The 14,818-nt window shown below is 43.7% G+C and carries 12 protein-coding genes; 4 read left to right on the plus strand and 8 right to left on the minus strand.

Annotation, left to right across the window (positions count from 1 at the left end; all coding sequences use genetic code 11):
• The first annotated feature begins 100 nt into the window (after positions 1 to 100).
• From ABFV83_RS07990 to ABFV83_RS08000, 3 genes are read left to right on the plus strand one after another with little or no spacing between them, the layout of a single operon-like run.
• Positions 101 to 1,354: an ABC transporter substrate-binding protein gene (locus ABFV83_RS07990; RefSeq protein WP_349948356.1), complete on the plus strand. Its 1,254-nt coding sequence runs from the start codon at positions 101 to 103 to the stop codon at positions 1,352 to 1,354.
• Entirely contained in the window at positions 1,351 to 2,052 is a 702-nt protein-coding gene (locus tag ABFV83_RS07995; RefSeq protein ID WP_349948357.1) for a GTP-binding protein, read from the plus strand. The genes ABFV83_RS07990 and ABFV83_RS07995 overlap by 4 nt, the downstream gene beginning before the upstream one ends.
• On the plus strand, positions 2,049 to 3,062 hold the full coding sequence (locus ABFV83_RS08000) for an ATP-binding cassette domain-containing protein (protein ID WP_349948358.1): 1,014 nt from the start codon (positions 2,049 to 2,051) through the stop codon (positions 3,060 to 3,062). Before ABFV83_RS07995 ends, ABFV83_RS08000 begins: the two co-directional genes overlap by 4 nt.
• A gap of 144 nt (positions 3,063 to 3,206) precedes the next feature.
• Here ABFV83_RS08000 and ABFV83_RS08005 read toward each other — a convergent pair whose 3' ends face one another.
• From ABFV83_RS08005 to ABFV83_RS08040, 8 genes are all read right to left on the minus strand, one after another.
• Complete coding sequence (locus ABFV83_RS08005; protein WP_349948359.1) at positions 3,207 to 4,166, minus strand: D-2-hydroxyacid dehydrogenase; 960 nt, start codon at positions 4,164 to 4,166, stop codon at positions 3,207 to 3,209.
• 120 nt (positions 4,167 to 4,286) lie between these two features.
• On the minus strand, positions 4,287 to 6,029 hold the full coding sequence (locus tag ABFV83_RS08010) for a phage tail sheath subtilisin-like domain-containing protein (RefSeq protein WP_349948360.1): 1,743 nt from the start codon (positions 6,027 to 6,029) through the stop codon (positions 4,287 to 4,289).
• 65 nt (positions 6,030 to 6,094) lie between these two features.
• The gene (locus ABFV83_RS08015) at positions 6,095 to 7,129 is read right to left on the minus strand and encodes a LacI family DNA-binding transcriptional regulator (protein WP_349948361.1); all 1,035 of its coding nucleotides are present in this window, start codon (positions 7,127 to 7,129) and stop codon (positions 6,095 to 6,097) included.
• A 76-nt stretch (positions 7,130 to 7,205) separates the two neighbouring features.
• Positions 7,206 to 8,495, minus strand: coding sequence for an alpha-L-fucosidase (locus ABFV83_RS08020; protein ID WP_349948362.1), 1,290 nt, complete (start codon positions 8,493 to 8,495; stop codon positions 7,206 to 7,208).
• A complete protein-coding gene (locus ABFV83_RS08025) occupies positions 8,488 to 9,525 on the minus strand; it encodes a glycoside hydrolase family 18 protein (RefSeq protein WP_349948363.1) in 1,038 nt (345 codons plus the stop codon). Before ABFV83_RS08025 ends, ABFV83_RS08020 begins: the two co-directional genes overlap by 8 nt.
• 23 nt (positions 9,526 to 9,548) lie before the next feature.
• Positions 9,549 to 11,099, minus strand: coding sequence for an extracellular solute-binding protein (locus ABFV83_RS08030; protein WP_349948364.1), 1,551 nt, complete (start codon positions 11,097 to 11,099; stop codon positions 9,549 to 9,551).
• Positions 11,100 to 11,140: 41 nt separating this feature from the next.
• Positions 11,141 to 12,055 (minus strand): carbohydrate ABC transporter permease, encoded by a 915-nt coding sequence (locus ABFV83_RS08035; RefSeq protein WP_349948365.1) that lies wholly within the window; start codon positions 12,053 to 12,055, stop codon positions 11,141 to 11,143.
• Positions 12,056 to 12,065: 10 nt separating this feature from the next.
• Positions 12,066 to 13,013, minus strand: coding sequence for an ABC transporter permease subunit (locus tag ABFV83_RS08040; RefSeq protein WP_349948366.1), 948 nt, complete (start codon positions 13,011 to 13,013; stop codon positions 12,066 to 12,068).
• A gap of 341 nt (positions 13,014 to 13,354) precedes the next feature.
• Between ABFV83_RS08040 and ABFV83_RS08045 the strand changes: the two genes are divergently transcribed.
• A complete protein-coding gene (locus tag ABFV83_RS08045) occupies positions 13,355 to 14,782 on the plus strand; it encodes an amino acid permease (protein WP_349948367.1) in 1,428 nt (475 codons plus the stop codon).
• The last annotated feature ends 36 nt before the right edge of the window (positions 14,783 to 14,818 follow it).

The raw sequence follows: 14,818 nt of genomic DNA on the forward strand, positions 1-14,818 counted from the left end.
TTCCTTATACGTTGTAATTACAACAACCAAATAGGAAATCACATGCTATGATATATATATCGAATAACCCAGACTTTATCACATATAGAAAGGACAAAACATGGCACATTATATAAAAGCTACCGACACCATTTACGATATCACTGAAAAATACCCCGAGACAATCGGACTGTTTGTTACAAATGGTTTTGAGCAATTAAAAAATCCAGTCATGCGCAGCACTCTTGGAAAGACGGTCACTCTGGAAATGGCTTTATCCATGCGAAAGCTCAATCAGGAGCTTTTCATGGAAAAGCTGGAAGAAACCATTAAGCAAAACCTCCCGGACCTCACCTCCGGGCTTGCACCTGCGAGAAAAGAAGGCGGAGGGGATATCCGCATTGAAGGCGTACTCCCCTGCCCCATCCGCCTTCCCCTTCTGGAAAAATTCGAAGCCTGGATGGCTTCCCAAAAAGATTCCATGGACTATAAGGTTGACTACAATTTAAAATCCGCCAACCTTGGACTGGATGATGTAAAGGAACGGATCATCGCCGCAGACGGCAATGCAGATGCCTTGTCAGATCTCTATCTTTCGGCTGGCTTTGACTTGTTCTTTGATAAAAACCTTATGGGACGCTACCGGGATTCCGGTACATTTGAAGATATTTCAGATATTGAGCAGATAAATCCTGATTTTGACAATGATGCCATTTCATTAAAGGACCCAAAGAACCAATATGCCATCATCGGCATCGTTCCGGCGGTTATTATGGTAAATACCGCTGTTTTAGGAGACCGTCCTTTTCCCGAAAGCTGGGCGGATTTAATGAAGCCGGAATTTGAAAACAGCGTCAGCATGCCTATGAAGGACTTAGACATGTTCAATGCATTTTTGCTGCACATCCACCGGTATTACGGGAATGAGGGCATTGAAAAGATGGGAAAAGCTCTTTTGCGCAGCATGCATCCGGCCCAAATGGTAAAATCCCATATTTCAAAGGAAGGAAATAAGGTTCCTGCCGTTACGATTTCCCCATACTTTTTTGCCAGCATGGCAGATGAGAAAAGTCCTCTCCGTCCCGTATGGCCAAAGGATGGGGCGATCATCAGCCCGATTTTCCTTTTGGCAAGATCAAAGAACAGGGAAAAGGTCAAGCCATTTGTGGACTTCCTGTATTCCAAAGAAATAGGTGAAATCCTCTCCTCTAACGGAAAATTTCCTTCTACCAATCCGCTGGTAAACAACCACTTAAAACCTGATCAGAAATTCATGTGGCTTGGCTGGGATTATATTCACAGCCACGATATTGGAGAGCTGATCAAAACTACAGAGCGGCTGTTTTATCAGGCAGCAGAAAAGGAGGCTTTATGAATCTGATTATTGTATCAGGCCCCCCTTCCTCCGGGAAGACGTCTGTGATCTTAAAAACCATTGCTTCTTATCAGAACAGGAATATAAAGGTGGGTGTTGTCAAATTTGACTGCCTTTATACCGATGACGATGCCGCTTATGAAAAAGCCGGTATACCGGTAAAAAAGGGACTTTCCGGCGCCTTATGTCCCGACCATTTCTTTGCTTCCAATATCGAAGAGGTGGTAAATTGGGGCAATGAGGAAAAGCTGGACTTACTCATTACTGAATCTGCCGGTCTTTGCAACCGCTGTTCTCCTTATTTAAAGGAAATCAAGGGAGTCTGTGTCATTGACAATCTTTCCGGCATCAATACCCCGAAAAAAATCGGTCCTATGTTAAAATCTGCTGATTTTGTGGTGATTACAAAGGGGGATATTGTCTCCCAGGCGGAGCGTGAGGTTTTTGCTTCCTGCGTAAGCTCCGTAAATCCCCGAGCAGTCACCATGCATGTAAATGGCCTGACCGGGCAGGGTGCCTATGAGCTGGGAAGCCTTCTTTATGATGAAAACCAGAACATCGAATCCGTCCAGGGCATGCAGCTTCGCTTTCCCATGCCTTCCGCCCTCTGCTCCTATTGTCTTGGAGAAACAAGGATCGGAGAAGCATTTCAGATGGGAAACGTTAAAAAAATCAATTTGGGGGCAGATAAAACATGATGGAATTAAGCTTAGACCAGCTTCTTAAAGAGTATCCCTTTGTAAACGCATACTTTGAACAAAATAAACTGGATATTGCCGGATACGGGGATAAAACTTTTCGGGAGTTTTTAGATCATTTTACAGAGGAAGAATTGGAGGACCAGGCCATTGACAGGGAAAAGCTCCTGTCCGATCTTCCTGTCTATTTAGAGCAGATGAGTGCATTTCTGGGGCTTGAAAAGAGCAACCGGGTCCTTTCCATGACAATCCTGGCGGGATATGACAAATCCGGCAATCCGGAAGGCTTTTCAGAGCTTACGGTGGAAACCTCTCAGATCATTTCTATCGTAGGACCTACGGGGTCCGGCAAAAGCCGCCTTTTGGCGGATATCGAATGGGCGGCGCAAAGGGATACGCCTACAGGCCGCAGCATTTTGATCAATGGAAAGAAGCCGGATAATAAATGGCGTTTTTCCTCCAACAACCGGTTGGTGGCACAGCTGTCCCAGAACATGAATTTTGTCATGGACCTTACGGTAGAGGAATTTTTAAGGATGCACGCCGTAAGCCGTCTGGTAGAGGACCCCCAGACTGTAATTGAACAGATTATCCTGGCCGCCAATGATCTGGCGGGAGAAAAATTTGACTTAACCACTCCTGTCACCAGCTTAAGCGGAGGACAGTCCAGAGCCCTGATGATCGCAGATACCGCTATCTTAAGCTCTTCTCCCATTGTTCTCATCGATGAGATCGAAAATGCCGGGATCGACCGCAAAAAAGCTCTTGAGCTGTTGATTTCTTCCGATAAGATCGTGTTAATGGCAACTCACGACCCTCTTCTGGCGCTTATGGCAGACAAACGGATCATCATTAAAAACGGGGGAATCAGCAAAGTCTTAGATACTAATGAGGAAGAAAAGCTCTTGTTAGAGGAACTTGAAAAAATGGATTCCCTGATACAGACTGCACGTCAGGAGCTGCGTAAGGGAAGTACCTTGTCTGGGAAAACCCTGAACATGGAGATATAATCTTATGTAACAGATAAAAAAAGAATCCTGTCTGGCGGCGGATGGGTTCAGACCTCCGCCGACAGACAGGACTTTTCTGTTTTTATTTCAACGCTGCAATAAATTGGCTGATCGCTTCCAATCCCTCAATCAAAACCTGCCCAATCATTGATTTACAACGTTCCTTGGCTGTCCCTTCACATAAGACTTTAGATTATCCACTGCAATATCCATCAGTCTCTGTCTCGTCTCTTTCGGAGCCCAGGCAATATGAGGGGTAATGATACAGTTCTTTGCTTTCAGCAGCGGATTATCTGCCTTCATAGGTTCCACCGATACAACATCAACTGCCGCGCCACCTACTTTGCCGCTGTTTAATGCTTCCATTATATCCTCTTCCACAATAAGGGGACCTCTGGAGCTGTTGAGAATCATAACATGATCTTTCATTTTCGCTATGGTCTCTTTATTGATCATTCCCTGAGTCTCAGGAAGAAGGGGGCAATGGAGGGAAATTACATCTGAATTTGCAAGCAGCTCATCCAGATCCGCATAATGGCAGGTTTCCGATTCCAGGCTTATATTCCTATTTCTGGAACAGGCTAAAATGTTCATACCAAAAGCCTGTGCAATTTTAGCCGTGGCCTGTCCGATTCTTCCATATCCAATAATTCCCATGGTTTTTCCCGCCAGTTCTGTTAAAGGGTAATTCCAAAAGCAAAAATCTTCCCTTCTGGTCCATTCCCCTTCCATGACACATTGGGAATGTGCACCAATGTGATGACACAGCTCCAATAAAAGGGCAATGGTAAACTGGGCAACAGCTTCTGTCCCATATGCAGGGATATTGGACACCGGAATGCCCTTTTCCTTGGCTGCCTCTACATCCACAACATTGTAGCCGGTTGCCAGCACACCGATGTATTTTATAGCAGGACATGCCTCTAATGTGGATTTACTGACAGGCGTCTTATTGGTATAGACTATCTCCGCATCGCCGATCCGCTCCACAATCAGCTCCGCCGGAGTCCTGTCATATACCGTAACCTCTCCCAATTCTTCCATTCCGCTCCAGGATAAATCTCCGGGATTTTCTGTATATCCGTCTAATATTACGATCTTCATTTTGCACTTTCTCCTGTCCTGCCGCCGGAATTTTTTGTTAATCTTTTGGCAAAGTCCGTGTCTGGTTCATGACACGCATTGTACCAATAAAAATGATTTTACCTGTTTTGTTCATATTTCTTATTCTGCCAACTCACTGGTTTTTTGAGTGATTCTGAAGATTACAAATTCAGCCGGCTTTACAGGTGCAACGCCGATCACACAAATCAGCCTTCCGTTATCAATATCATCCTGGCTCATGGTGGACCTGCCTATGTTCACAAAAAAGGCTTCATCCGTAGAACTGCCGGCAAAAGAACCATTTCTCCACAGATTTGTTAAAAATATACTGATGGTTCTCTCTACACGCCCCCACAAAACTTCATCATTGGGTTCAAATACCACCCAATTGGTGTTTGCCTTAATTGATTCTTCGATAAAAATAAATAAACGGCGGACATTGATGTATTTCCAGCTGCCGTCACCGGAGACTGTCCTTGCTCCCCATACACGGATGCCCTGTCCGGGGAATACGCGGATTAAATTGATTCCCTTAGGATTTAAAATATCCTGCTCGTCCTTGTTAAACTGGCAGTCAAGTCCCACACATGCCCTTACCACCTCATTGGCCGGAGCCTTATGAACGCCTCTGCTGTTGTCGCTTCTTGCATAGATTCCCGCCATGGAGCCGGAAGGAGGAATTGCCGCATTTTTCTTATCCAGGGGATCGAATACCTCCAGCCATGGGTGATAAAGAGCTGCATAGGTACTGTCAAATACCTCCCTGTGAGCAATCATATCCTGTATCTTTTTGGATTCTCTCGGCATATCAAGGATTGCAAAACGGCTTTCAAGATTTTCACAATGGGCCACAAGGGTCAGCTGCACATTGGGATCCGTTACTCCCGGAACCGCCATAACAGAAACCTCGTCATTGTCAAGAAACGACTGGATTCCCGTTCTTCTGCCCGCTCCATTGTCCACACCGATAAAATCAGCCGCAGTGATCTCGTCTACGGAGCCGTTGCTGCCGCCGCTGAGCACAATGACAGGGGATACGGTATGAGCCGCCGTAAACTCGTCAAAGGGGGAAACCGGAGCTTCCGTCTGCTTTCCAATGTACTGAGCAATGATGATATGGGATTTTGCAGTCTTTTTGTCAATATAATTGGGGGCTGACACATTAAAGGAAACATTCTCGAAGGTTTCAACCAGATCTTCATACTTCACTTCCAGATTCATTTCACAGGTTGAAATTATTTTTCCGGGAAGAAGCTCCGTATCCACCACCTCCCCTGTAAATTCTGTTTCAAAGGTGATGATGTTGTCCTGATTGGCAACCACTCTGTTGTATTCCACCGCTGTTTCCTTCTTAGCCGTAAAAGCGACCACGTCACCCGGCAAAAAGCCTGCTCCGTTCTTTACTCTATATTTTTTTCCGCCTTCGCTTTCAAGCACTTCCAAAACCTGGGTTTTGGCCTTACCGGACGGCGTTGCACTGACGCTCACTCTGTCTCCCCAGATTCCCGGATTCTTTGCAATCAATTGAACTGCAGGCGCCTCCTTTGAGGGGGCAAATCCCATCGCCTGCTTTGCACCGGAAGGAGCTATTCTGCTGATAAAGCACCTTGTCCCTCCGTTGATAAAAAAATGCTCCACTGCATAAGCCAGAAAACGGTATTCTCCAAATTCATTTTCTGATAAATACCCGCCATAGGTCCTCTTAAAATCCGCAAAACCAGTAACTAACTGGGGCACGCCGAAAACCGGCCCTTTTTCCGCCAATCCTGCAAACCCTGCCGTACTGGTACCTACCCCTTCTATTGGCTGGGCGCCCGAATCAAATTCTTCGACATATACTCCTGGTGATAAATACTCTGCCATAAAGTTCCCGGTTTCACGGCATAAAAATCTGTGAAACCAGATCCCCCCTTCTTTTGTTTTTTTAATTATACATATCCGGTGGAATCCACAGGGGGGTCCATATTCCTTACGGAATCTCTATAAATAATCGCCGTATTTACAAAGGTAACGCCTCTTCTGCGGACATTATCCTGATCTATTTTTTCACAAATTAATTCAACGGATTTACATGCCATCTGATTAATATCCACCTCCGCCGTGGTAAGCTTAGGAACACAAAGCTCCGCATAAATGTCATTATCAAAGCTTACAATGGAAATGTCCTCCGGCACCCGGTAACCCTTCTCCGTTAACATTCGGATAAACCGGTACGCTGTATCATCACAGTTGCAGACAAAAGCAGTAGGCATATGCTCCGGCAGCATAAACTCCACATTTTCATCCTCCATATCCCGGTCTCCGATGAGCCACTCATCGTGAATAGGAAGTCCAGCTTTCAAATGCGCACGGCAATAGCCGAGATACCGGTCCATAATACTGTTCGTAGCAGTGATTGTTCCCACAAATCCAATGCTTTTATGGCCGCACTTCATCAGATACGTTGTCAATTCACACATGCTGTACACACTTTCTGTAATCACGCAGTCCATATCAAAATCATTGTCATAGGTATCCGCTAAAACGCAGGGAAGCTGTGTCTGTTTCGCCTCAGCCAGAAACGTTTTTTCAATATCACCCAGAAAAATAACTCCGGCTATGTCATGCTTTTCCAGCAGCAGCTTTCCTTTCCTGTCCTCTCTGGGGTTAATGGGAAACAAGTGAGCCAGATAACCTCGTTCATTTAATTCCACAGAAATCCTCTGATAAAACTTTAAATAAAACCCGGCTTCTCCATAAGCAAACTTTTCCTTCATAAAAATGGCAATATTTTTTGAATTTCCGGAACATGCCTTTGAACTTTCCGGAAGTTTATAATTCAACTCTTTGCTGACTGCTATGATTTTTTCTTTTAATTCCCTGCCAACTCCGTCCTTTCCATTTAAAGCCTTGGATACGGTTACTTTACTGATTGACAAATAATCTGCAATATCCTGCATTGTTACATTTTTTTTTCGTTTCACCTTCTCTACCTCTGCGCTGTTATTACTTTTTTATTTCACTCATTATAATATATATTGCCAGATTATTCTACGCTTTTCAGGAATAATTCACTAACCCCCCAAAACCGCCATACATCTTAATTTCTCCTTCCAGCTCAACTTTTACCACAGTCACCAGATCGTGGCAGTCTTCTGCTGTCATCTGAATCCAAGTGGTCCCCGGAATCTGAAACCAGGGAACTCCGCCATGGTTTTCATAATACAGCTCTTTGCCTGAATGCAGAACGGTAATTTTCTTTATGGGGCTGCACAATCCCTTCAAACAAATGGATTCCTTTGGATTATCGTACACAAACAGATATAAAGTTTCCCTGTCAGAAGATATGGTACTTCCGCCCAGATAATAACAGGTCGTAATCCCTTCATCTGTGTCATAAACAGCCTCCTCATGCTCCCGTATCCAGGAGCCAAGCCCTGTTAAGATTGCCTCCTGGCGGGAATCAATGGTCCCGTCCTGGCGCGGTCCGATATCAAGCAGCATATTTCCACCCATAGAAATGCAATCGCAAAACATACGAATGATCTGGTTTAGAGATTTGTACTCATTGTCCTTTGGCTGGTATCCCCAGGAACTGTTAATCGTAGTACAAAACTCCCAGTCTCCCTTTGGCCTTGTAATAGGGATTCCCTGTTCCGGCGTCTTATAATCCCCATAGCCCTGCAGTCTGGAGTTGATGATCAGATCCGGATTCAATGATTTTAAATAATCCTTAAACCCAGGCAGCCCCCATTGGCTGGCGCTGCGTTCCCAGTCTCCGTCAAACCAGAGTAAATCCACCTTTCCGTAATTGGTAAGCAGTTCCTTTAACTGATTGTTATTAAATTCTAAAAAACGCTGCCATTTTTCCTGGTCTTCTTTTCCATCAACAGGGGACGTAAAGGGGTTTATTTCCTTTGGATTATCAGGAATTTTCCCATCTGTATAAACGCTGGCATAATCCTTATGGGACCAGTCGATCAGCGAATAATAAATCCCCAGATGAATGCCGCGCTTTCTTATTTCCTCTGCATATTCTTTTACAATGTCCCGTTTTGCAGGGGTCTTTTTTGCCACGCTTAAATCACTGAATCTGGTATCAAACAATGCCACGCCATCATGATGCTTTGCAGTCAGGACAGCGTATTTCGCCCCTGAACGCTCAATCAGATCTGCCCAGGCAGACGCATCAAATTGATCCGCATAAAATCCATCCAGCTGTTTCATATAGTCTTCATAGCTGATGGCTCCATTGTAAAAGGACCAGGATTCTGCAATTCCGTTGACTGCATAAATCCCGTAGTGTATAAATATTCCAAGCTTTGCATTATGAAACCAACAATTATTCATGATCATCCGCCTTTATTTTCTCAGCTATAAGTGGAATCAATGTATGAGTGCCGTCCTGACTGTATTCCCAGAACATGATACCTGCCAGTTTCCGGTCCTTGATATAATTGATTTTACATTGGATCGACTCTTTATCATCGTAGCTGATAAAGTTACATCCATTAAATAAATAAGGTGCCTTTGCTTCCTCATCCCAATACCTTGTGTATCCGTTTTTATCAATATAATCTGTAACCAGTACGCCATAATCCGGCCCATACCCTCCGGTGGTTTCTGCCATCTGCATAAGTCCCCTGTTCCTGTCAGGCACGCCTTTCCAAACCCGGGAATAAAAGGCGGCTCCGATAACAAGTTTCTCTTTGGCAACCCCCGCCTGTTCAAATATGCTTACCGCATAATCCGTACTGGCTGCGGATAGATCTGCATTGTTCGTATATAGATTCGTATGATGTCCTGTCTGGACCGAAAAACCGCCTCTTAAATCATAGGTCATCAGCATCACATAATCCAAATACTCTGCAACCTGATCCATCTGGGTACAGCGGAGATAATAAGAATCTCCGCCTGCCGCAATGGATAACGTACAATCTCTGTCTGTAATGGCATCCAGTTCCTCCCTCAGCTTTTTTATAAGCAGGGTAAAGTTTTCCTTATCATTTTCAGAACAGTCAATCCCTGCAATTCCCACACAAGGATATTCCCAGTCAATGTCAAGCCCGTCTAAGCCGTATTCTTTCATAAGTGCAACCGCTGATTCGGCAAACACCTCTCTGCCCTCTTTCGTGGAGGCCGCTTCGGAAAAGCCCCCGCTTCCCCAGCCCCCTATGGACAATACAAGTTTCAAATCCGGATTCAGAGCCTTGACCCGTTTTAGTATGTCTAAGTGCCCCATTGGATCCCATGTTACCACATGATCTTTGACTGCGGCAAACGCCAGATTTATAACATCCAGACAATGAATGTCCCTGTCTCTTAACAGGATAAGATTTTTGGTTTCTATATATCCGATCACCAGGTTTTTCTGTTTCATTTATTTTCTCCAACAACTGATTATTAATTGCTTAAGTACCGTGCTAAGGCTGCATTATAAATTTCCATGTACTTTTCCAGCCCCACATTGTTTAAAGACTCCAGGTATGCTTCCCAATCCTTGTCAATGTCAGACTGATTGGTGGTCCATCTTGCCTTATTTTCATCTACAATTTTTTGAATGTCCACAAACAGGGAGGAAATCTGCTTTGATTCTTCTATTGTTAAGTTAATAAGCGGAACCGGAGGAGCCAGATACTTAGAATAAAGCTCTATTCTTTCTTTTTTCTCTTTTATGCTTTTTGTTTCAATAATATATGTATCCATAATTTCGGAACATAAATTTGTGGCCACATAGGATTCCGGCGCTTCGGAATTCTTTCCGGGAATGGAGGGTATCAGCTCATACTGATCGCCAACCGGCTTTAAAGAGTTTCCAAATCTTAAGTACAGCGAGTTTTCTGTTTCAAAGAAGGAGTCCATATATCTCATGGTAGCCTCCGGATATTGGTTGGAAGTAGTGATCACACCTCTGTTCTTATCAATACTGAAATCAAGAGAGCCCCATACCTGATCCCCATTCGGCCCTTTTAATGGTTCAATGGCAATATATTCTGTACCTTCTGTTTCCAACGGCCCATTGGTAAGGTAGGCCCCCACACGGCTGGAACCGATTTTCGACATGTACTGATTATGGTCCTGAGTGAATAGTTCCACGTCAATTAATCCCTCTTCATAGAGCCTGGCCGTCCACTTGACGTACTCCTTATAGCCTTCCTGGACAGGGGTAAATAAAAATTCATCTCCCGATCTCATCAAATAGGAAGAACTGTCTGTAATACCAAATGCTCCGGAAAATCCCGCGTCACCATTCCAGATGTTATAAGGCGTCTTTGGCTCATAGGTAAATGGGATTACGTTATTTTTTCCACCTCCGTCAAGGTCCATGGTTTTAAATGCACAAAGCACCTCTTCAAATTCATCCGTTGTCTTTGGAATCTCCAGCCCAAGCTGGTCCAGCCAGGTCTTGTTAATATTTAATGTGGTAGACTGCACCGGCTTCTGGTCTTCATTGATTGAAGGAATTGCATAAATATGACCATCAGGGAAGGTAATTGCTTTCCGGATCTCCGGATTTTCATCCAGCACACGCTTAATATTGGGTGCATAATCTTCAATCAGGTCCTCCAACGGACGAAGGATTCCTTTTTCCGCATAAGAAAGAATCTTTTGGGAAGACAATCCGGAGAAGACGGCATCCGGTAATTTTTTTGATGCCAGTGCCAGATTCAGCTTTTCATCCGCTCCGTCGCCGCTTATGGTCTGGTAATCTACGAATACATTTGTCTGTTTGGAAATATCCTGGAAAATTGGATAATCATTCCACTCTCCGTTGCCGGGTTTTCCAAAACCAATTGCTTTGATGTAAATTGGTTCATCCGCAACGGGATACCCTGTTTTCTTCACCTCTACCGTTTTTGCACTGGTTTTCTCTGCCTGCTTCCCACACCCCGACACTGCAACAGATGCCATAACAGCAAGGAAAGCTGAAACAATGATTCTGCTTTTTTTCATTTTTTACCCTTCCTTTCATCATCTTAATTCAAATTTATCACTTATCCCTTTACAGCTCCTATCATCATTCCTTTGACAAAATGTTTCTGAACAAAGGGGTACATACAAAGTGCCGGCAAAGAAGCCACTACAATCACACCATACTTTATCATCTCTGCCAGATGACGCTGCTGCTCCAATGCATCTAAAGTCATAGCGTTGTTCCCTGCCACCTGTTGCTGCTGAATTAATATTTCACGGAGAATCACCTGCAGAGGAAACTTGCTTCTGTCCACCAGGTAAATCAACGCGCTGAAATAGGAATTCCAGTGTCCCACTGCATAAATCAGCATCATTACTGCAATAATGGGCTTGGAAATTGGAAGCACAATGCGAAAGAAGTATCTAAAATAATCACATCCATCCACAACGGAAGCCTCATACAGTTCTTCCGGAATGCTCTGTTCAAAGAAAGTTCTTGCCACAATCAGGTTATATACTCCAACAGCCCCCGGAAGCACCAGAGCCCATATTGTATTATCCATATGAAGGGACTGTACCAAAAGATAAGTAGGAATCAACCCTCCCCCAAAGAACATGGTAAAGACAAATAACAGCATGAGGGGTTTGATTCCCGGCAAGTCCCTTCTGGAGAAGGCAAATGCGGCAGGGATGGTAGAAATCAGGTTAATTGATGTACCTACGGCCGTGTAAATAATGGAATTGCCATACCCTGTCCAAATGTCTTTATATTTAAAAATCTCCTTATATCCGTCCATATTAAACCCTTTCGGAAACAGAATCACTTCGCCGCCGGCAACGGCAACCGGTGAACTAAATGAAGCGATTACGATAAAATACAGGGGATACAGCACAACCATCATCAGCGTAAATAATATGATATGGTTCACAATATCAAACACCTTATTTGCCAGGCTTTGATTTACAAATTGTTTTCCAAATACTTTTTCTATCATCTCTACCCCCCTACCATAACGACGTTTTTGATATACGTTTTGCAGCTTGATTCACCGTAAGCAGTACAATGCAATTTACCACGGAGTTAAAAAGACCAACTGCCGTAGAAAAACCATACTCACTGTTTACCAGACCGATCTTATAGATATAAGTAGATATAATTTCTGATACTCCCAGATTCAAAGGATTCTGCATCAGATAAGCTTTTTCAAATCCAATCCCCATTATCGAACCGCAGCTTAAAATTAAGGTAATAACTATAGTAGGTAAAATCATAGGCAGGTCGATCCAAAAAACTCTCTGAAACTTCGTTGCACCGTCTATAGTAGCAGCTTCATGCATCTCAGCGCTTACCCCGGCAAGTGTCGCAATATAAATAACCGCATTCCAGCCCATGCTCTGCCAGACACCGGACCAGACATAAATATGACGCCAGAACCTTGACTGCCCCATGAATAATATAGGATCCCGGCCAAAGAACTTTACCAGCTGATTGATCAAACCGCCGTCCGTGGAAAGAAAAATATTTAAAATACCGACCAGAACTACGGTGGAAATAAAATACGGTGCATATGTAATGGATTGTACTGCCTTTTTAAATCTCAAATTCGCTACATAATTTAATCCCAATGCCAGGATAATAGGAATGGGAAATCCCACAATTAAAGAATAAAAGCTGATGGCCAGCGTATTGATCAAAAGATTCTGAAACTGTGGTGAATGAAAAAATCTGGTAAAATTTTCAAAACCCACCCATGGACTCCCCATAATTCCTCTTAAGGGGTTATAGTCCCGAAATGCAAGCTGGATTCCATACATGGGAACATAGGAAAATAAAATCAATCCAGCCAATGCAGGCAGCAAAAATATATATAGCTGCCAATTCTTTTTCAATCTTTTCCCCATACTCATGCTGTGTCTGTTTTCTTTTGTCTGCTTTTTTTGTCCTTTTTTCACATAATACCTCCTCTCAGCCATTGCCCTCCCTTTACTTGTTAGCTATTGTTAGCTATTGTTACTTAATCTATACTTAACTTTTCTTCAATATATTACCTTATTTTTCGCCTGATAGCAAGCTTTATTTTGGCATTTTGTTAGTTTTTCGTTGACAAGCCCTCGCATAACTCCTGATTATTTTATAATTTTCAAGAAATATTTCTGCCTTTTTTATACATTTTGACCGAATCAGGCAAGTTCTCCACTTCAAATACGAAAAGACGGTAATTGTGTTTTTAATGTTTCGAATAACTTTTCCGTTATCTGAAATAATAATACCAAAAACAAAAGTGAGGAATCCTATGAAAAATAAAGTGAATGGTCTTACTGCAGGACGCTTAACGATGATGGCTCTGGGAACCGTGATCGGCGGTTCCTTTTTTTTAGGCTCGTCAGTTGCCATTAAGGCTGCCGGTCCGGCAATCATTCTTTCTTATTTGATTTGCGCTATTATGGTTTATTTCATTCTATTTGCGCTTTCGGAAATGACGGTATCCAATCCGGATTCCGCTTCTTTCCGAACATTTGCATCTCAGTATATAAACAAAGGCACAGGCTTTGTGGTGGGCTGGGTCTATTGGACCGGAATGGTCATCTCCATGTCGAGTGAGGCCACCGCAGTTTCTATATTGTTCCGGACGTGGTTTCCGTCCGTCTCGATCCCAATCCTGGGTACCGCCCTGATCGTCGGGGTAACGCTATTAAACCTTTTGGGAGCAAAACAGTTAAGCCATCTGGAAAGCATTCTCTCAGCTATAAAGATTATAGCGATTATCGGATTTATTCTTTTAGGCTCTTTGATTGTTTTTGGTATCTTACCGGGTTCCCGTCCCTTAGGGATCAGCATATTGCGATCGGAGCCATTTCTCCCCGGCGGCCTAAAAAGCCTGGCCGGAAGCATGCTGATCGTTTTATTCACCTATGCAGGTTTTGAAATCATCGGACTGGCTGCCAGTGAAACAGAAGATAAACAAAAAAATGTGCCCCGTGCCATCCACCTGACGGTTTTCTGGCTCGTGACACTTTATATTCTGTGTATTTCAATTCTTTTGCTGCTGGTCCCCAGCGAATCCTTAAGCGAAGACGTCAGCCCTATGGTTACGGCCTTAAACCTTTACCAAATGACCTGGGCCGGAACTGCTATGACAGTTATCTTGATCAGCGCAATTTTGTCTACTATGGTAGCTGCAATGTTTGGAATCGGAAGAATGCTCCGTTCTCTTGTGGATGACCGGCTTGGTCCTGCATTTTTAAGGGACCAAACTGATGTTCCCTACCGGGGAATCTTATTTTCCGGTCTGTCCATGATGCTGTTTCTGTATGTCGGATTATTTTTTCCCGAAGTCTATCTGTTTTTGATCAGCTCCGGGGGATTCGCGTTGCTTTTCACTTATATCGTGCTCATGTATACCCATATCCGTTTCCGGAAAAAGAACGGGAAACCGGAAGGAAACTGCCGCCTGTGCGGATTTCCGTATAGTTCCCTGTTTACCATGGCCGGATTGATCATAGCCATATTTAGCATGCCTTTTTTAAAAGGACAGACCTTAGGTTTCCTTGCAGGCATGGCACTTGTTGCTTTTTTTACGGTCTGCTACGCAATTGTAAAGGTAACAGGCAAACAAAAGATGCCGGAACAGAAACAATATCCAGCAGGTACACCGGAGCATCGCCGTATTTTGACGGAATTTTCGGAGGAAATCTCTGATACGGACAGGAAAAAGAAATAAAATATTTCCCTGGCAAGTGGCGGCTTTGAAAAACAC

It is taken from the genome of Lacrimispora sp. BS-2 (assembly GCF_040207125.1).
Classification (GTDB): Bacteria; Bacillota; Clostridia; order Lachnospirales; family Lachnospiraceae; genus Lacrimispora.